This is a genomic window from bacterium, from assembly GCA_017744355.1.
GTDB lineage: Bacteria > Cyanobacteriota > Sericytochromatia > S15B-MN24 > UBA4093 > JAGIBK01.
This window is the reverse complement of sequence record JAGIBK010000001.1, coordinates 583,397-601,506: the sequence shown is the minus strand read 5'-3', so window position 1 is coordinate 601,506 and position 18,110 is coordinate 583,397. Positions and strand designations below refer to the sequence as shown.

15 protein-coding genes are annotated in these 18,110 nt (G+C 65.5%); 8 read left to right on the top strand and 7 right to left on the bottom strand.

Going from position 1 to position 18,110, the window contains the following annotated elements:
- Positions 1-95 precede the first annotated feature (95 nt).
- Both J7643_02925 and J7643_02920 read right to left on the bottom strand, forming a co-directional pair.
- Positions 96-1,616 (bottom strand): phosphatidylserine/phosphatidylglycerophosphate/cardiolipin synthase family protein, encoded by a 1,521-nt coding sequence (locus J7643_02925; GenBank protein MBO9539524.1) that lies wholly within the window; start codon positions 1,614-1,616, stop codon positions 96-98.
- 171 nt (positions 1,617-1,787) lie between these two features.
- Entirely contained in the window at positions 1,788-3,536 is a 1,749-nt protein-coding gene (locus J7643_02920; GenBank protein ID MBO9539523.1) for an aromatic amino acid hydroxylase, read from the bottom strand.
- Between the two features lie 220 nt (positions 3,537-3,756).
- Between J7643_02920 and J7643_02915 the strand changes: the two genes are divergently transcribed.
- Positions 3,757-4,029 carry a hypothetical protein gene (locus J7643_02915; GenBank protein ID MBO9539522.1) on the top strand — a complete coding sequence of 91 codons (273 nt, stop codon included), beginning with the start codon at positions 3,757-3,759 and terminating at the stop codon, positions 4,027-4,029.
- Positions 4,030-4,104: 75 nt separating this feature from the next.
- Here J7643_02915 and J7643_02910 read toward each other — a convergent pair whose 3' ends face one another.
- Positions 4,105-5,022: a LysR family transcriptional regulator gene (locus tag J7643_02910; protein ID MBO9539521.1), complete on the bottom strand. Its 918-nt coding sequence runs from the start codon at positions 5,020-5,022 to the stop codon at positions 4,105-4,107.
- 139 nt (positions 5,023-5,161) lie between these two features.
- On the opposite strand from J7643_02910, the gene J7643_02905 reads away from it, so the two are divergent.
- Entirely contained in the window at positions 5,162-6,376 is a 1,215-nt protein-coding gene (locus J7643_02905) for a PLP-dependent aminotransferase family protein (protein ID MBO9539520.1), read from the top strand.
- Between the two features lie 61 nt (positions 6,377-6,437).
- Here the strand turns inward: J7643_02905 and J7643_02900 are convergent, their stop codons facing one another.
- Positions 6,438-7,586: a hypothetical protein gene (locus J7643_02900; protein MBO9539519.1), complete on the bottom strand. Its 1,149-nt coding sequence runs from the start codon at positions 7,584-7,586 to the stop codon at positions 6,438-6,440.
- Positions 7,587-7,788: 202 nt separating this feature from the next.
- On the opposite strand from J7643_02900, the gene J7643_02895 reads away from it, so the two are divergent.
- From J7643_02895 to J7643_02880, 4 genes are read left to right on the top strand one after another with little or no spacing between them, the layout of a single operon-like run.
- Complete coding sequence (locus J7643_02895) at positions 7,789-8,187, top strand: response regulator transcription factor (protein ID MBO9539518.1); 399 nt, start codon at positions 7,789-7,791, stop codon at positions 8,185-8,187.
- Complete coding sequence (locus tag J7643_02890) at positions 8,184-8,933, top strand: YaiO family outer membrane beta-barrel protein (GenBank protein ID MBO9539517.1); 750 nt, start codon at positions 8,184-8,186, stop codon at positions 8,931-8,933. The genes J7643_02895 and J7643_02890 overlap by 4 nt, the downstream gene beginning before the upstream one ends.
- The gene (locus J7643_02885) at positions 8,911-9,966 is read left to right on the top strand and encodes a HEAT repeat domain-containing protein (GenBank protein MBO9539516.1); all 1,056 of its coding nucleotides are present in this window, start codon (positions 8,911-8,913) and stop codon (positions 9,964-9,966) included. Before J7643_02890 ends, J7643_02885 begins: the two co-directional genes overlap by 23 nt.
- Positions 9,963-11,360: a glycosyltransferase family 2 protein gene (locus tag J7643_02880; GenBank protein MBO9539515.1), complete on the top strand. Its 1,398-nt coding sequence runs from the start codon at positions 9,963-9,965 to the stop codon at positions 11,358-11,360. Before J7643_02885 ends, J7643_02880 begins: the two co-directional genes overlap by 4 nt.
- 60 nt (positions 11,361-11,420) lie before the next feature.
- On the opposite strand, the gene J7643_02875 is transcribed toward J7643_02880, so the two are convergent.
- The 3 genes from J7643_02875 to J7643_02865 form a co-directional block, all read right to left on the bottom strand.
- Positions 11,421-12,647 carry a hypothetical protein gene (locus J7643_02875; GenBank protein MBO9539514.1) on the bottom strand — a complete coding sequence of 409 codons (1,227 nt, stop codon included), beginning with the start codon at positions 12,645-12,647 and terminating at the stop codon, positions 11,421-11,423.
- Between the two features lie 107 nt (positions 12,648-12,754).
- Positions 12,755-14,227, bottom strand: coding sequence for a CHASE3 domain-containing protein (locus J7643_02870; protein ID MBO9539513.1), 1,473 nt, complete (start codon positions 14,225-14,227; stop codon positions 12,755-12,757).
- Positions 14,228-14,460: 233 nt separating this feature from the next.
- A complete protein-coding gene (locus J7643_02865; GenBank protein MBO9539512.1) occupies positions 14,461-14,970 on the bottom strand; it encodes a hypothetical protein in 510 nt (169 codons plus the stop codon).
- 234 nt (positions 14,971-15,204) lie between these two features.
- On the opposite strand from J7643_02865, the gene J7643_02860 reads away from it, so the two are divergent.
- Entirely contained in the window at positions 15,205-16,374 is a 1,170-nt protein-coding gene (locus J7643_02860; GenBank protein ID MBO9539511.1) for a hypothetical protein, read from the top strand.
- Positions 16,371-18,110 (top strand): ABC transporter permease subunit, encoded by a 1,740-nt coding sequence (locus J7643_02855; protein MBO9539510.1) that lies wholly within the window; start codon positions 16,371-16,373, stop codon positions 18,108-18,110. Before J7643_02860 ends, J7643_02855 begins: the two co-directional genes overlap by 4 nt.

Below are 18,110 nucleotides of genomic sequence, written 5' to 3'. Positions count from 1 at the left end.
CGATACGCAAGGGCGGAGGAAGGGTCAAAATACCGAACCGCGCCCTTCTCGCATTTTGCGAGAAGGGCGCGGTTCGGTAAAAGCGGATGGCGCGACTACCACCAGCCGAGGCGCTTGCGCTCCATGTAGTCGGAGACCTTCGCCACCACTCGCTCCTTGAAGGTCAGCGAGGTTGCGGCGGTCCCGCGGCCCTGCCAGTCTGCCTCGAACATGGTGGTGAGCTGCTCCACCGTGCGACCGCCCGAGATCTCGATGCCGGTTTCGCGGAAGTTGTTGAAGGCCTGGTAGGTATAGTTGGTCGAACCCAGCATCGCCTTGTTGCCGTCGAGGACGGTCATCTTCATGTGCAGCTCGGAGTCCCGCTGGACGGGATCGAACCACTTGACCGGCACCTTGGCCTGGACCAGGCGCGAGACCGGCGAGAGGTTGGGCATGCCGTAGATGTTTACGTAATGCGCCAGGGGCACGTACTTCTCGTTGGTGTTGTGGCGATCGACCAGCACCCGCACGTCGAGGCCCCGGCGATGAGCGGCGATGAGGCCGTCGACCACTTCCAGATCCGAGAAGTCGAAGATGGCCATGTAGACGCTCTTGCGCGCCTGCGCCATGTTCTGGAGCAGCATGTCCTTGGTGCTGCGCTCGCGCACGCTCGTCTTGGTGCCGCGGATCAAGCTGGTGTTAGGGCCGGGGGTGACGGCGACCGGGGCCGGCAGGGCGCGAGGGGTGGGCCACTCCTCGTCCATCATCCCGCCGAGCTCCTGGGCCATGGGGCCGCGCAGCTTGACCATCAGGTCGTGGTTCATGACCGCCATGTCGAAGAGGTTCATGCTGCCGACGAACGCGCTCTCACGATCCAGCACCAGCAGCTTGTTGTGGTCGATCAAAAAGCGGTTGGCGAGCCAGCCGGGGTTACGGGGCAGCCATTCGATGGGGTAGAAGCGCTGGTCGACGCCCGCCTCCTGCAGGCGCTTGATGACGGGCTTGAGCTGGGCACCGGTCGGCCCGCCCTGGTTGGCGGCCCAGCCGTCGAGCATGACCCGCACCTGGACGCCTTCGCGCGCCTTGGCGATGAGGGCGTCGGCGAATTGATCCCCGATCGCGCCGCCGAGCAAATAGTAGTCCATCTGGACCGAGCGCTTGGCATCCCGGATGGCCGCGAGCATGGCGGGGTAGATCTGGTCGGCATCGACCAGCAGCTCGGCCTCGTTGGCCTGCGCCGTCGGGTTGAAGTCGTTCAAGAGCGGCAGGGCAGGGTTGGCGGGCTTGGTCTGGAGCGGGGGCTCGGTGGTCGTGTCGCGCAGCGCGTCGGTGAGGCGCATGGCAAAGGCCACGGCTTCGAGCTGCGAGAGCATGCCGTCCCGGTCCTGATCGAACTGCTTCAGCTCGTCGCCGGCGAAGCCCGCGTCGGCGGAAGAAAGCTTGCCCTTTCGGGTGCGATCGAGCTCGCCGAAGGCTTCCGCGGCGCTCGTCTGCGCGAGGCTCTTCCAGTTGGCATCCTCCTGGCTGCGCGCGCTCAGCGACGACGGCTGCGCACCCGGCGCGGCGCAACCGACGAGCCCCAGCAACAGGGTGCAGGCCAGAAGCGCGGAAACGGGCTGGAAGCGAGTGGATGCCATGGGTCGAGCCTCCTTGAAAGGGGTGTTAAGAGAATGTATCGGCCATTCGCCCAAGAATTCGGTTAAAAACCGAATAAGGTTCGCTAAAAGCTCACCGCCTTGCCCGGCACTCCATGGGAAAGGCCCGATCCTGCGCGGGATCGGGCCTCGAGAGAAGGGCGCGAAGGCGGCTTAGGCCATGGTCCGCGCCGGCGGGAGCAGCGCCAGCCCATTCGCGATGAGCTCGCGACGATCCGGGGTCGTCATCAGGGCCGCGAGGGAGGCCCTGAGGTGGCCCTGCAACTTGTTCAAGCGGTCGCCCCGCGTGAGGAGTTCGAGGACCTCGAGGCGCAAGAGCCAGTCCTCGGGATAGGCCTGGTCGAGGCGCTCGGCAATCTCGGCGAGCGCCTTGTCGGTCATCGCCGGGTCCTGGGGCTCCTCGCGCAGGGTGCGCACCCGGGCGTAGAGCGCATGCAGACCCGCGACCTGAGGGTCGAAAGTAACTTCGCTCACCGTCTTGCGCTCGGTGCGGGGGGCGACGAGCGGGTACCGCACGTCGGGGTAGGCGGCGGCCACCGAGGTGACGCGCTCGCCGACGGCCATGTCGTAGACGCCCCAGGCAGGCTGGAAGAGGGTCTCGCCCTGGTAGGTCACCGTGCAAGCGTCGAAGCCGATGAGCACGATCCGCCCACCCTCGCGTCGGACGTAGCGCACCCGGCCCTCGACGTTCACCCCGGAGGCGAAGCGCAGGGCGCAGTCACGGCCAGGGACGATCCCATGCCGCGCGAGGTCACTGTCTTCGAAGGCATCGAGGGGCAGAGCCTCACCTTCGAGCTTGCCGATCGGCGAGCCGAAGCCCTCGGCGTGGTGGCTCACGTCGTGGCCATCGAGCACCTGGCCCCCGATGGCCAGGGCCGTGGGGCCCGCGACGTGGAGGTAGACGGCTTCGCCCGCCGCGTCACGGCGCAGCTGGCCGATGACCCCGATCACCTCGAGCCCCGACGAGAAGGTGGTAGTCACGGCGCTGCCCGCCTTCAGGCCGACGTCGAGGGCGTAGGTGCCGCCCTGCTTCCAGGCCATGCGATCCGCGAAGACGCGGGTGGCCTCGAGCAACTGCTCGTAGCTCTCGCAGACGAAGAGCTGGGGCTGGTAGTCGGTGATGTCGTAACCGGTCGAGACGCAGGCGTCCAGGTCGAAGGGCACCTTGCGGACCTTGTCCGTCAGGCAGAGCTTGCTCTCACCGACCGACGAAAGCAGGCCGGCGCCGTAGATCCGGGGCTGGTCGAGCGTGCCGATCAGGCCGTACTCGACCGTCCACCAGTAGAGCCGCGAGACCATGGTCGCCTCGGAGACGACGGTCGCCGCCTCGCGGGTCCGCACGAAGCGCTCCTCGGCCTCGGCGATCGCCTCGGGGGTGGCGGTGGGGTCCTCCTTGAGGTCGGACAGGATCCGGATCGCCTCGTAGAGGTCGTCATCCGCCTGGGTGGGGATGGCCTTGACCCCGAGCTTGCAGATGGCCTCGAGGTAGGCCGCGAAGGTCGCGTCGTTGAGGATGGGCGCATGGCCCGCCGACTCGTGGATGATGTCGGGAGCCGGCGTGTAGGAGAGATGCTCGAGCGATCGCATGTCCGCGGCGATGGGAAGGATCCGGTGCGCCTGGAAGTCCATGAAGGCCGCCGGGGGGATGAAGCCCCGCACGTTGACGGCACGCCAGCCGAGCTTGGCGAGGCTCTGGTCCTGGTGCGTGGTCCGGGGGATCGACTCGACCTCGATCCCCGACGCGCCGAGCCCCCCGAGGTAGGCGGGATCGGCACGGTCCTTGAGGAAGGCGACGTTCTGACGCATGACATAGCGCCACACGGCCTGATCGATCGGGGTGTAGGCGTCGTAGTCCTGCGTGACCACCAACGGGCGAAGCTGAGTGGGGACCTGGTTTTGCATGGTCGATACCTCAATGGAACACAGCAAGCACTATGATAGCAGCCCTCGCGCCAATCCACACGGCGCGGAATCGCCAAGCTTGGGGCATCGAGTTCGGATGCCTTGCCCTGGCGCTCACAATAACCTTTCAACCGATCCTTAACACAAATGGAACGCTCGCATGGGATGAATAGGCCCAGGACTCGTCAGACCGTCAGGCACGCGCGAAAGGAGCCACGCCATGCGCAAACGGATCGTATTCACGGCCCTCTGTCTGGGAGCCGCAACCCTGGCGGCCAGCCCCGCTCAGGCTGCCGTCGACGCCAGGATCATCATCCAACCGGGAATCGTGATCGCCCCGGCCCGACCCGTGGTCGAGGAGCGGGTGGTCGTCGTGCAGCGCGAAAGGCCCGTCAAGCGGGTGGTGGTGGTCGAGAAGCGGCACAAGCACAAGCACCACCACCGCCATGGCTGGGATCGCGACGCCGACGAGGTGGTGTACATCAGGCGCTAAGCGCAAGACGAAGGGCGAGGGATATCCCTCGCCCTTCGTCTTGCGCCCGGCGGCTGGCGCCCGAGCCTCGGTCGTTCAGCTCGAATGGGGCGCGGGCAACGCCAGCTTGCGCATGATGTCGAGAAAGGCGCGCAGGACCGGCGACGCATCATCCCGTCGCCAGATGGCCACCATGTCCGAGACGGCGTTCTCCTCGGCGATGGGGGCGAAGCTCACCCCCCGCCAGTCCAGGTGTCGCAGCGAGATCGGGATGACGGACACCCCGATCCCGACCGAGACCAGGCTCATGATGGTCGTCAGCAGGATCGGCTCCTGCACGATCCGCGGGGTGAAGCCCGCCCCCATGCACAGGCGCATGATCTGGTCGTGGTAGCTCGGATAGACCCGCTGGGGCGAGAGGATGAAGGGCTCCTTGGAAAGGGCGGCGAGCGGAACGGGCTCGGTTCCCGCCAGGCGGTGCCCCGCCGGCAAGGCGATCGCGAGAGGCTCTCGGCTGACGGTGGTCATGTTGAGGGTCGGCGGGAGCTGCGGACGGTAGTACTCGGCGTCCGCCCGGTACAGCCCCACGTCCAGGCTCCCGTTCTCGAGGCTTTCGAGCTGGAAGTCCGAGGTGTGCTCCTGCAGGTCGAGGACCACGTCGGGGTACTCGCGCCGAAAGGCGCGGCAAATGTCCGGCAGGACCTGATAGGTCGCCGAGTTGACGAAGCCGAGCCTCAGGCGGCCGATCTCGCCGCGGTTGACCCGCCGTGCGGTCCCGACCGCGCGATCCAGCTGGTCGAAGAGGCGGTAGACCTCTTCGAGAAAGGCCCCGCCTGCCTCGCTCAGCTGCACACGGCGATTGGTGCGATGAAACAGGGTGACGCCGAGCTCCTCTTCCAGCATGCGAATCTGCTGGCTGAGCGGGGGCTGGGCCATGTGGAGGCGCTCGGCCGCCCGCCCGAAGTGGAGCTCCTCGGCGACGGCCACGAAATAGCGCAAGTGACGCAGTTCCATGCCCTTATGATACCCCCAGGATCTCATTCCGGCACAATACAGATATTGGACGTATCAATTTTCTTGGCGCATGATGAACGCTGGCTTGATCGGCGCAGCGCGGACCTCGCGGGCGCCTTCCGAGAAAGGAGCGCCAGTGATGCGGACTATCGAGGCCGATTCGACGACGCGGCTCGCCGCTCGCTCTGCCCGGATGCAGAGCTCTGCGATCCGTGAGATCCTCAAGCTGACCCAGCAGCCTCACATCATCTCGCTCGCAGGCGGCCTGCCCGCTCCCGAGCTCTTCCCCCTCGAGGCCATGCAGCAGGGCAGCGAAGCGGCGTTCCGCAAGTACGGCCCCGCCGCCCTGCAGTACGCGCCGACCGAAGGGGTCGAGCCCCTGCGGGCCCTCATCGCCGAGACCCTTCCCTTCCCCACCCGTAGCGAGCAGATCCTGATGACCTCCGGGTCGCAGCAGGCCCTGCACCTGGTGGCGAAGATCCTGCTCGATCCGGGCGATCTGGTGGTCGTGGAGAGCCCCACCTACCTCGGCGCCCTCCAGGCCTTCGACGCCTACGAGCCCGATTACCTGGTGGTCGAATCGGACGACGAGGGCATGATCCCCGAGTCGCTCGAGCACGTGCTCTCGACCGCGCCGGTGCGCCCCAAGTTCATCTACATCATCCCGAGCTTCCAGAACCCGTCGGGCACCTGCCTGTCCGACGCGCGTCGTCAGGAGATCGTCGCGATCGCCGAGCGCCACGACGTGCTGCTCGTCGAGGACGATCCCTACGGGCAGCTCGTCTTCGACGGCCAGCCCAAGGCCCCGCTGCGCACCTTCAGCCAGACCCACGTGCTCTACCTGGGCTCGTTCTCGAAGGTCTTCGCGCCGGGCCTGCGGATCGGCTACGTCGTGGCCCCTGCCGAGTTGCTCACCTACCTGGTGCGCGCCAAGCAGGCTACCGACCTGCAGACGGGCACCCTCGACCAGTACCTGGCCTTCGAGACCTTCGGGGTCATCGACATGGAAGCCCACCTCGCCCGCCTGCGTCAGGTCTACGGCGAGCGCAGCCGGGCCCTGGTCCAGGCCATCCGTCAGCACCTGCCGGCGGGCACCAAGTACACCGAGCCGACCGGCGGCATGTTCGTGTGGGTCCGCCTGCCGGGCGCCCTTTCGAGCGAAGCCTGTCTCGAAGCGGCGGTCGCGCGCGGGGTCGCCTTCGTGCCGGGGGCGCCGTTCTGCGTCGACGGCGGCGGGGCCTCCTCCATGCGCCTGAACTTCTCCAACGTGCCGCCCGCCAAGCTGGACGAGGGCGTCAAGCGCCTGGCCGACGCCATTGCGTCGCTCTCGACCGGCGCGCTCGCCGCGCGTTAAATCCCTCTACACGCACGAACCCCCGCCAGAAACTGGCGGGGGTTCGTGCGTGTAGGAAAGCCTAACCGAAGATCGAGCCGAAGAAATTCTTGACGGCCTTGCCGACCTTCTCGGGCTTGACCACCTCGAGGACCGACGACGCGATGGAGACGGCGGCCCCGATCTGGCTGACCACCGGGATGTTGGTCGCCGCGAGCGCCGACCCGACGGCGGTCACCGAGGCGCACCCCTTCTGCCAGCCGGTGGACTTGGGATCGCGCCAGACGTCGTAGGCGTGCTTGGCATCGACGGCGGCCATGGCGACGTTCACGCCGGGGGCGAAGCGGGCCGCAGCCTTGCCCCCGATTGCAGCGGCCGTCTTGGCGGCCGTCTTCAGCTCCGCCTTGGCGACGGCCTGGCCGATATCCTTGGCCGCCGTCTTGACCGCCGACTTGGTGAGCGCCTCGGCGCCCTCGTCGACGATCATGTTCTTCATCAGGCGCTTGGTGGAGTTCTGTCCGACGTACTCGCTGATCTCGGCGCCCTTCGCCTGCCAGCCACTCGCCAGCTTTTTCAGGTCGCCCCCGTCCTCCTTGAGCAGCTTCAGCTCCTCTTTGCCGAGGGACTTTGCGGTGTTGAGGACCGTGTTCTTGAGGGTCTTGCCGAGCTTGTCGCCATTCTGGACGCCCTCTTGAAAAGCGCTCTTGCCCGTCTGGTAGATGGATTTGCCGGTCTCGAAGGCTTCCTTGGCGACCGTCCCCTGTTCGAAGAGCTCCTTGCCGGCCTCGATTTTCTCCGAGAGGTTCCCGGTCGCGAGCTTCTTGGCGCCTTCCACGAGGTCGCCGGGCGAGATCCCCGCCGCCTTGGCCAGCTTGAAGCCCTTGCCGGTCATCCCGAGCTTCGAGTGCGATTCGACGGCCTCGGAGGCCTTCCCCGCGAAGCTCTCCTCTTCTTCCGCCTTCGCGGGCTCTGCTTGCTTGAGCTTGGTGGTGGGTGTCTTGCCCGCCTGATTCAGAGGGGCGGTCCCGATCCCGTTCTCGTGCAGCGGCATGGTGTAGCCGCCCAGGCGCTGGTTGCCGAGCGTTCCCATGCGCGCCCGGTCCTCGGCCTGCTGCTTGACGGCCGCATGGGGGCCTCGCGGCTTGGGGGTTGGCTCATGCTCGGGCTTGGGAGGCGCGGGGGGCTTGGGCTTGAAAGAGATGCCAACCCCAGAGAGCATGTTTTCGATCATCGGCATAGGCTCCCAACCTTTCAGGCGGCCCCAGGCAGGGCGAGCAAGCGATCGCTACCTCCTATTTACCCGAGATCGCAAAATGGTCACACGATCGACACAACCTTCGTCTGAAAGCGCCTGAGAATGGGACTAAAGCAGGTGACTGAGGGTATACTGGACTGGATAGGGACGTCAGACTCTCTTGAGGACCATCGATTCAATGAGCGAGCCCGTGGCCACCGGCCGGCGCACCATCTTGATCGTCGAAGACGACGAGGACATCGCCCACCTCCTCGGTTTCATCCTGCAACGCGAGGGCTTCGCCCTGCACGCCGCAGCCGATGGGCAGACGGCCATGAAGCTCGTCGACGAGATCGCACCGCCCAGCTTGATTCTGCTGGACGTGATGCTGCCGTACGCCGACGGCTTTCAGCTCGTCTCCCAGATCCGAGCCAAGCCGAACTGGGAAACGGTGCCGATCGTCATGCTCACCGCCAAGTCACAAGAGCAGGACATCGTCCGGGCCCTCGATGCCGGCGCCAACGATTACGTCCTGAAGCCCTTCCAGCCCCAAGAGCTCATGGCGCGCTTGCGCCGCTTCCTGAAGGTCGCGCAATGACGCGCGCCGTACTTGGCCTCGCCACCGTCCTGGGTGCGCTCTTCCCGGCCGCGAGCTTCGCAGCGACCGAGCTGGAGCTCGGCACGACGTATGACCGCCTCTCGGCCCCCTATGCCGACTGGACCAGCCAGTACCTGGAAGGCAGCCATACCTTCGGGCCACGCCAGACCCTCTACGGCCGCGTTCAGCAGACCCAGCGCTTCGGCCTGGCAGACCAGGAGGTCACGCTGGGGGGCTATTACCCGCTCGCTCCAGGCTGGACCCTGTTGACCGAAGGAAGCCTGAGCCCCTCCCACAACGTCTTGTCCGTCTGGTCGCTGCTCGGCCAGTGCGAGATCGAGCTGGGCCAGGGTTGGGTCGGCCACCTGGGGCTGCGGCGCACGGCTTACTCGGCCAACGGCAACACCCGTGAGATCCTGGGGCTGGAGCGCTACTGGAGCCGCTTCCGCGGCGCCTACACCCTCTCGCTCAACCAAGTGGATGTCGGCGGCACCCCCGCGTCGCACCAGTTCCAGCTTAGCTACTACTACGGCGAGCGCAACACCCTGGGGCTCACCTACGCCTTCGGGCAAGAAGTCGAGCCCATCGGCGGCAGCTTGCTCGTCTCCGACGTCCGCGCCTTCGTTCTCAGCGGCCGCCACTGGTTCCTGCCCGGTTGGGCGATCGCCGCCGACCTGGGTTGGACCGAGCAAGGTCAGCTCTACCAGCGTCAAGGGTTCCGACTTGGCCTCCGTCACCTTTTCTGATCCGCTTCTTCGCTTCGCGTTCAACACGGGCGTCACGTCGTTCGTGCTCGCCCTGCTGCTGGTGTTCATGCTGCTGGCCATGCGCCTGCGTCTGCGCCAGAATACCCGACGGCGCGCACGCTTCTTGAGCCAGTGGCGCCCCCTGCTCATGCAGAGCCTCATGGAGGCCCCTGAAGCGCTCCCCCCCATCGCTCCAGCCGACTGGCATACCTTCTTCGCGTACTGGAACCACCTGCACGAATCGCTGCGCGGCGACGTCAAGGATCGCCTCAACCACGTGGCCCGGGTGGTGGGGGCAGATCAAGAGGCTCGGCGCATGCTGAAGCGCCACAACATGCGCGATCGCCTCATGGCGACCCTCACCTTCGGCAACCTGCGTGAGGCCGCCGCCTGGCGCGAGCTCGACGCCTGCGTGACCGGGGAGAACAGCTTCCTGGCCCTGACGGCTATGCGCGCGCTGATCCAGATCGACGCGAAGGCGGCGATTCCCCTGCTCCTCTCCCAGCTCAACCGCCGCAAGGACTGGTCGCTTGCGAAGATCGCGAGCATGCTCCACGACGCGGGGGGCGACGTTTTCGCCGAGCCCCTGGCCGAAGCCGCCCTGCGGGCGCCCACCAATGAAGCGCCTCGGCTGATTCACCTGCTGGCGAGCTTGAACGGCACCTCGGCCCTGCCCGTCGTCCGTCAGCTGCTCGCTGAGACGAGCGACGAAGCGGTGATCGCCGCTTGCCTGCCGATGGTGAACGGGATCGCCGACCTCCCAGTGGTTCGCCAGCACCTCTCCCACCCCTCTGGCACGGTTCGAGCCCAGGCGGCGCTGGCGCTCGGGCGGATCGGGGTGCCCGGCGACGAAACCTTGCTCGTCGCATTGCTGGGCGACTCAATCTGGTGGGTCCGCTATCGCGCCGCGCAAGCCCTCGTGGGCCTGCCTTTCCTTGACCAGCCCACCCTCCAGCACATCCAAGCGGCGCACGCCGATCCGTTCGCCCGGGACATGCTCAAGCAGATACTCGCCGAAAGGGCCATGGCATGATCGTCTCGACCCTTCAAAACCTGGTCATCGGCTACTTCGTCGGCCTCAACGTCTGCTATCTCGCGCTCAACCTCCTGGCGCTCAAGGGCCTGACCCGCACCCTCCAGCGCCAGGACTTCGATGAGCTGCCTCCCCTGTACCTGGGGCTCGAGCCGCCCATCACCATCCTGGCGCCTGCCTACAACGAGTCGCTGAGCATCGCAGCTTCCGTCCGCTCCTTGCTCCAGCTCAACTACTCCGAGTACGAGATCCTGGTCATCAACGACGGTTCCAAGGACGAGACCCTGGACGTGCTCATGCGGGAGTTCGCCCTGCAGCCCTTTCCCGAGGCGTACCACACCTCGCTCGAAACCCGACCGATCCGCGCGATTTACCACTCGAAGACCTACCCCAACCTCCGGGTCATCGACAAGGAGAACGGCGGCAAGGCCGACGCGCTGAACGCCGGCATCAACGGGGCTCGCTACCCGCTCTTCTGCGCGGTGGACGCGGACTCCATCCTGCAGCGAGACAGCCTGCGAAAGGCGGTACAACCCTTCCTGGAGGACGCGACGACGGTCGCAGCGGGCGGCACCATCCGGATCGCGAACGGCTGCGAGGTGAAGGGCGGCTTTCTCGTGAAGACTGGCCTCCCGACCAACTACTTGGCCCTGTTCCAGATCGTCGAGTACCTGCGCGCCTTCCTCTTCGGGCGCCTCGGCTGGTCCTCGCTGAACGCCCTGCTGATCATCTCGGGAGCCTTCGGCCTGTTCTCCAAGGAGCGGGTGGTCGAGGCGGGCGGCTACCGTACCGACACGATCGGCGAGGACATGGAGCTCATCGTCCGCTTGCACCGGACCCTGCGCCTCGCGGGGGTTCCCTACCGCATCACCTTCCTCCCCGATCCGGTGTGCTGGACCGAGGCCCCCGAGGACCTGAAGACCTTGAAGAACCAGCGGATTCGCTGGCAGCAGGGCCTGGGCGAGAGCCTTCTGAAGAACCTCCCGCTCATGTTCCACCCGAAGTCCGGGCTTATCGGATGGCTCGCCTTCCCTTTCCTCTTCTTCTTCGAGTGGCTCGGCCCCCTCATCGAGGTCGGAGGCGCCCTCTTCATGGGGTGGAGCTTCTTGCAGGGGGCCGTTTCCTACGAGGCGATGGGGGTCTTCCTCTTCGTGTCGGTCGGGCTCGGGATCCTGCTTTCGGTGAGCGCCGTCCTGCTGGAGGAAATCTCCTTCCACGTCTACCCGAGGTTCCGGCACCTCCTGATGCTCTTGGGGGCCATCGTCGCCGAAAACTTCGGCTACCGCCAGTTGAACACGGTCTGGCGCATGATAGGCCTCTTCCGGCTCGTGTCCGGCCGGAAAGCGCGCTGGGGTGAGATGACGCGGCGCGGCGCCTTGACTCGAGCGGAATGACGCAGCGCAAGGCCCGCCCGGGAATTCCCGGGCGGGCCTTGCGCTTGAAATGAGGGGGAGCTACTTGCTGTTCGGCTCCACCTTGTAGACGTTCACCCCACCGACCCCGCTTGCGACGAAGAGATAGCCGTTCGCGTAGCGCAGGTCGTTGGCCGAATAACGCTTTCCGTCGTAAGCCTCCCCCATCAGCGAGTGGTAGCCCACCAACGTCGCGAAGCCTGCCCCCGTCGCCTTGGTGTCGCCGAGGGTCAGCACCCGGAAGCCGTACTCCCCGTTCGCTACGAAAACCAGGTTGCCATCGCAGGCGACGCTGTTGGTCACGTGGTTGGGATCGCTCGTCGGGTTGGGAAGGGTGAACACGGTCGCGTTCGACTTCAAGTCGACGACCTGGAAGCCCAGCTGGGAGAGGCCGAGGAAGGCCTGGTGCACGTTCGCTTGGACCGTCGACTTGGCGTAATCCGAGCGGAAATTCTGGATGGGAATCTCGCTGGTCTTGTCGTTCTCGCCGACCATCAGCACCTTGCCCGTCGGATTGGCGTTGTCGGTCATCCCGGCGACGGCGACCACCCCGCTCTCGTACTTGTCCAGATCGCGCACGTCGGGATAGGCGAGGAAAGCGGTCTCCTTGAGGTCGGTGTCCAGGACCGAGAGGCCCCCGTCTCGGGCGCCGACCCCGACGTAGTAGCGATTGCCGTGCTTGGCGATGCCCGTCGTGGCGTAGCTCCTCAGGCCTCGAAGCGAGTTCGCAATCTGGCCCGCATCGAGGTTGTCGAGCGCGATCTTGCCGACGTAGCTCCGGAACGAATAGCGGTCCGGGTTCGCGCCCCCACCGAAGAGCAGGGTCTTGCCGTCGAGGAAGAGCTTGTTGACCTTGAGGTCGGTGAACTGGATCTCGCGGGTGATGCGCGGCTGGAGGCGGTTCGAGATGTCGAGGATCTGGACGGCCCCGGCGAACCGCTCGCCCTGGGTGTTGTAGGCGATGTAGGCGGTGTTGCCGTCCACCTTGATGTCGCTCGCCATGACGAGGCCGCTACCGACCGTCACCGCCGGAACGCGGGCCACGTAGGTGATACCATAGCCGAAGGTCGGCGTTGCCTGGGCTTGGCGGTAAGAAGCCGACGCACCGTTATCGGGCGCCAACTGGATGGGCACGTCCTTGGTCTCGACGGCTCCCTCGGACTTGATGAGAATCCGGCCGTCGCCACCGGTCGTCGCCACGGGAGAGAGCGTGCAAGCGGCGAGGCCGATCGTCGCTCCCATCATCACGAATGGCCGCATTTTTTTCATCAACATCATTGGTCTCCTGGAGGTTTCGGTCGGTATCTCGTGCTCGGTTATCCCTCTAACTTTGCCCCATGAAGCTGAAGAATGGCTGACGAGAAAACAGCTCGTCCTTATGTCGTCGAGGCGCGCTGGACGATGTGAGCGAGCTCTCGCGACACCACCGTGAGCTGGATGGAGGTCTGCAGCGTCTGGCTGGAGCTGACCTCGGTCTCCTTGGCGGCTTGGGCGACGTCCGAGATGGCGAGATTCACCTGCTCGATGGCGGTGGTCTGCTGCTTGGTCCCGAGCTCGATCTCGCGGGCCGCCTCGGCGGTCGCTGCGACCAGATCGACGATCTGCGCGAAGGCGGTCGCAAGCTCGTCGAACTGGCGGCTACCCGCATCGACCGTCTTGGAGCCTTCTTCGGTGGCCATCACGGTCGTGTTCGCCGCGGCGCGGATCTCGTCGATGAGCGGCCGGATCTCGCGGGTCGAGCCCGTGACGCGATCGGCGAGCTTGCGGATCTCGTCGGCGACCGCCGCGAAGCGCTTGCCGCTTTCGCCGGCCGCAGCCGACTCGATGGTGGCGTTGATGGCCAGGATGTTGGTCTGCTCGGCCAGCTCTTTGATGATGTCCAGGATGCCGCCGATCTGCTGCGACTTCTTGCCCAGGGCCAGCATGTGAGAGACGATCAGATCGACCTGGCGCCGGATGATCTCCATGGAGGCGTGCGCCTGGGCGACCGCATCATCCCCCGAGCGCGCGGCGCGCGAGGTGTCATCGGCGATGCGCGCCACCCGCTGGGCGTTCTCGGTGATGTGTCGCGAGGAGGCCAGGATCTCTTGCATGGTGGTGGCCAGCTCGTTCATGGACGTCGCTTGCTCGGTCGATGCAGACGCCTGCTGGTTGGCAGCAGCCCTGAGCTCGGTCGAAGAGCTCTGGAGGTTGGCGACCGCAAGACCGATCTGGCTGCTCAGCGAGCGGGTCAGGAAGATGCCGAGCGCGGTCATGCTGATGAACGCCAGCAGCGTCCCCCCGAGGGTGGTCCCCTCCACCATGTCGATGCTTCGCTGCGAAGAGGCCTCGCGCAGCCCAAGGAGGTGCGTCTCCTCGGCCTGCATCTCGGTGAGCAGGCTCCTGATCTGCTCCATGGTGGTCAAGCCCTTGAGGCTGGCGACCTCTCTTTGCGCCGCTTCGAAGCCGGCGGTGCGACGCAGCTGAACCAGACTCCCCAGCTGCTCGACCCTGAGCTCGACGAGGGGCTGGAGGCGATCCAGGCGAGCAAGCTGCTCGGGGCTGTCCGACAAAAGCTTGCGAAGGTTCGCGAGGGTCTTGGGAAGATTCGCGCGCGACCCCTCGTCCGCGGTCAAGAAGCGATCGTCGCCCGTGATGACGAACCCGCGCTGCCCCGACTCGAGGTCCTTCAGCAACCAAAGGACCTGGCTGATATCGCTCGTGACCTTGTGGGAGTGGAGCACCCAGTGGTGGTTCTTCAGCAGCGAGTCCGCCCCGCGCAGGGCGATGAGGCCGATGATCAGAAGAAATGCCACTGCCACGGCGAACCCCGCGCCGATCTTCTTTCCGAATGTCCATGACCGCATTATCACTGCAACTCCTCGCGATGCCGGGCGCCCGACCGAATGAAAAAAACCACCCGATGACGGATCATCGAGGCAGCGTGGCCATATGCCCTACAAAACGGCACGAAAGCCGAAATTAGGAAGATAGTACCGGAAGTGGCAAAGCAGGTAAATCACCGATCGCTAAGAAGCACGCCAATCGCCCCGTACCGGCACTCAAGAAAGCGTGTCGGAACGGGGCGAGAAGCGATGACTTATCAGCTGACCCGCGGCACGGTGACGATGGCCGGCTGATTGAGCGATGGCGTGGGGGCCTGGGCGCCCGAGCGAACGAGGTTGATGACGCGCTGGCTGAGGCGATCGTAGATCCCCGTGACCTCCACCCGGCTGACGGGATACGCCGGCCCCGCGATGCCGATCTGAGTCAAGGTCGCCCTGAACGGCATCTGCTGCCAGGCGCCCTCGGGCTCGGCGAAGATGAGGTTCGCGACCGAGTAGCTGTTATCCGGCGACGACGGGTACGCCGCCAGGATCCCCTGGGTGATGTTGTTGCTCAGGGCCGTGATCCCGACGCGCCCACGCACGGCGCCGCCGCGCCATGTCGCGTCGCCAGGGTTCCGATTGATCGTGCCGCTACCGAAGTTCGTTCCCTGGTTGGGCGGCAGCAGCAGGGTCGAGTTGGCCTGGGAGACGCTCATCGGCGCGCTCCCGCAACCTGAGAGGGCCAAGGCGAAGATGGCCCCCAGGAGAATGAGATGCCGTTCCATCACGGTCGCTCCTTCCTCAATACCCGCTCGGCAAGGCCAAGCCTGCGGCCGAGCGTCACGCTCCACTCCCACCTTCCATCACCAGGGCCTCAGACGTCTTCTCACGTCATGGAGAATCCTTGGGCGGCACATCCCCCTCTCTTCTCAAGCGATCCACCCAAAGAAATCGGTCTTCACGGCCTGCCGCGATGACGCTTGCTCGCTTATGATCGCGTCGGGTGCAAGGAGTGAGCCATGCCATCGAAACGCTGGATCCTGGCGGGGATCTGCTTGCTTTGCCTGCTCATCCTCATGTCCTGCCGCCTCGGGCCAATGGGCGCGGTGCCGGCCCAACCGGCCAGCGCCCCCCTGCTCGGTACGGGGCGTGGACCTGCCTTGCCCATCCCTTGGGACGTGCCCTCCAGCCCGAGCGCTTCACCTTCCCCCCTGACCCAGATTCCGTTCCCGTTCCCGCCGGGGCCGAAAGCACGCCTCTGCGTCTATGATCGCCCGCGCCAGGAGGTATTCGTCTACCCCGGCAGTGGACCGGAGGTGCGCAATGCCTTCACGCTCAACCCGGGCCAGTACTACTTTGACGACGGGCGCAACATCTATCTCTTCGACGCCTGGCGCGAGCAGCAGATCAAGCTGGTGGACGGCAAAGAAGTCGGTGGCTTCGCCTTTTTGGCGTCGTTTGCCAACAATTACCAGCTGTACTTTCTGGGCCAGAGCGACCCTTGGCTCGCAGCCCGCGGGATAGGCTTCGCCTACGAGAAACGCGACGGAGCTGCCACCCCTTCCGCCGTTGCCTCTCCCTCCTTCGATGTCACGCGCTACGCCACCCTCTCTTCAGCCCCCAGCATCACCATTCCGCCGCCCGACGACATCAGTGCATATTTGGCCAAACCTATCTTTCTCTCGAAGATCAACGCCGTGGCGGTCCTGCATGGGGGCGTCACCTCGATCAGCGTCGATGGCGGGGACACCGCGGTGGCCTTCACGACCGGAGACGGGGGCTTGTATCTGTACTTGCCGCGCCAGCCCCAGGTCGTGGCCCTGCTGAGTGACGAGGTCATCCAGGGAGGCTTCCATGCGAGCTTCGCGAACATCGACCCGATCTGGGGACGCTTCGTCGTCTGGCAGGACCTGAAAGCGCGGCGCCTCTACACCCTGGATCGCTGGACGGGGCAGATCGATTCGATGCCGTATGCCAAGCTTGCCTTGAATGCCGTTGCCGCATCGGCTCCCAGCTTCTACGAGAACGATCCCTACGAGGTGGTCTTCACCCTGACCCTGAGTGACGGCACGACGCGGTTCGTCTCCTACCATCTTTTGACCGAAGGCGTTCTCAATCTCACGCTTCTCAACGCGTTTACCGCCTTGCTCGCGCCGTTCTGCCTCCACGACCCGGGAGGCCACCGATGATCTGGCTCAAAGACCGCCCGCCCTTTCGGGGTGGCTTCAAGCTCGTGGATCTGCTCGTCATCTGCGGAGTGTTTCTGCTGCTCTTCGCCGCCGTTCGATTGGGCGAGGGCATGGCGGTGCCCTTCAGCGAGACCCATCAGCCCCCGATCGAGCTTGGCTTGGCGGCATTACCCTACTACGCGGGGCGATCGCTCTTGCGGATGTTCCTGGCGCTCGGCGCCTCGCTCGTTTTCACCCTTCTCTACGGCTACGTCGCGGCCTATCACCGCTGGGCCCGCGTCGTCCTGCTCCCTTTGCTGGACATTCTCCAATCCGTGCCGGTGCTGGGCTTCCTCTCGGTGACGGTGGTGGCGTTCATGGCGCTCTTTCCAGGCTCCTTGCTCGGCCTCGAGTTGGCCTCGATCTTCGCCATCTTCACGGCCATGGCCTGGAACATGACCTTCAGCTTCTACTACTCTCTGCGGACCGTCCCGAAAGAGCTGAACGAGGCCGCCGCGATCTATCAGTTCGGGGGATGGCAGCGCTTCGTCCAGCTCGAAGTGCCCTTCGCGATGATCGGGCTGGTCTGGAACGGGATGATGAGCTTCGGCGGCGGCTGGTTCTTCCTGGCAGCCAGCGAGGCCATCACGGTCCTGCACAAGAATATCAAGCTGCCTGGGCTCGGGTCCTACCTCGCAACAGCCATCGAGCAAGGGAAGCTGGGCGCTGTTTGGGCCGCGATTATCACCATGCTCGTGCTCATCCTGGCAGTGGACTTCTTCGTGTGGCGGCCCCTGATCGCCTGGTCCCAGAAGTTCAAGTTCGAGCAGACTGAAGCCGGCCTCACGCCCCAGTCGCCGGTGCTCACCATGCTGCAGCGCTCGACGCTGGTCGAGGTCTGGAGCGAGCGGGTTTGGCAACCGCTCCGCGAGCGGTTCTTCTTGGCTCTCGTTCGTCTGAATCGGCTGCTAGCCGCACCCACGACGAAGGGCGATGCATGGGTCTGGCTACGACGGCTCTCGGGCCTGGGGATTCTGGCGCTCGTTGGATGGGGCCTCGTCAAGGGATGGGGCCTCTTGATGGGCCTGGTGGCGACCCTTTCGCCAGGGATGGTGCTACAAGCGATCGCCCTGGGTAGCCTGACCATGCTCCGCGTGCTGGTCATCGTCGTCTTGGCGACGCTCATCTGGACGCCTGTCGGGGTCTGGATCGGCTTCAATCCCAAGGTGGCTCGGGTAGCGCAGCCGGTGGTCCAAGTCCTCGCTTCTTTTCCAGCGGTCATGCTCTTCCCCTTGATCACCCTCTGCTTCTTGCGCTTCCACATCAGCCTGGACTACGGCGGCATCCTGCTCATGGCCCTGGGATCCCAGTGGTACATCCTCTTCAACGTGATCGCCGGGGCCATGGCCATCCCATCGGACCTCCGAGAGGCCGCCGCGGTCTTCAACCTCCGAGGGGCCTTACGCTGGTGGCGCCTCATCATCCCGGGGATCTTCCCGTTCTGGGTGACCGGGGCCGTCACCGCAGCGGGGGGCGCCTGGAACGCCAGCATCGTGGCCGAGGTCGTCTCCTGGAACGGGCAAACGCTCACGGCCCATGGGCTCGGCGCCTACATCGCCCGGGCGACGACCCAGGGCGATTGGAGCGCCATCGCGCTCGGGATCGCGGTGATGGCGCTGTTCGTCGTGGGCTTCAACCATCTCATCTGGCGCCCCCTCTACGATCTCGCCGAACGCAAGTACCGCCTGGACATCTGA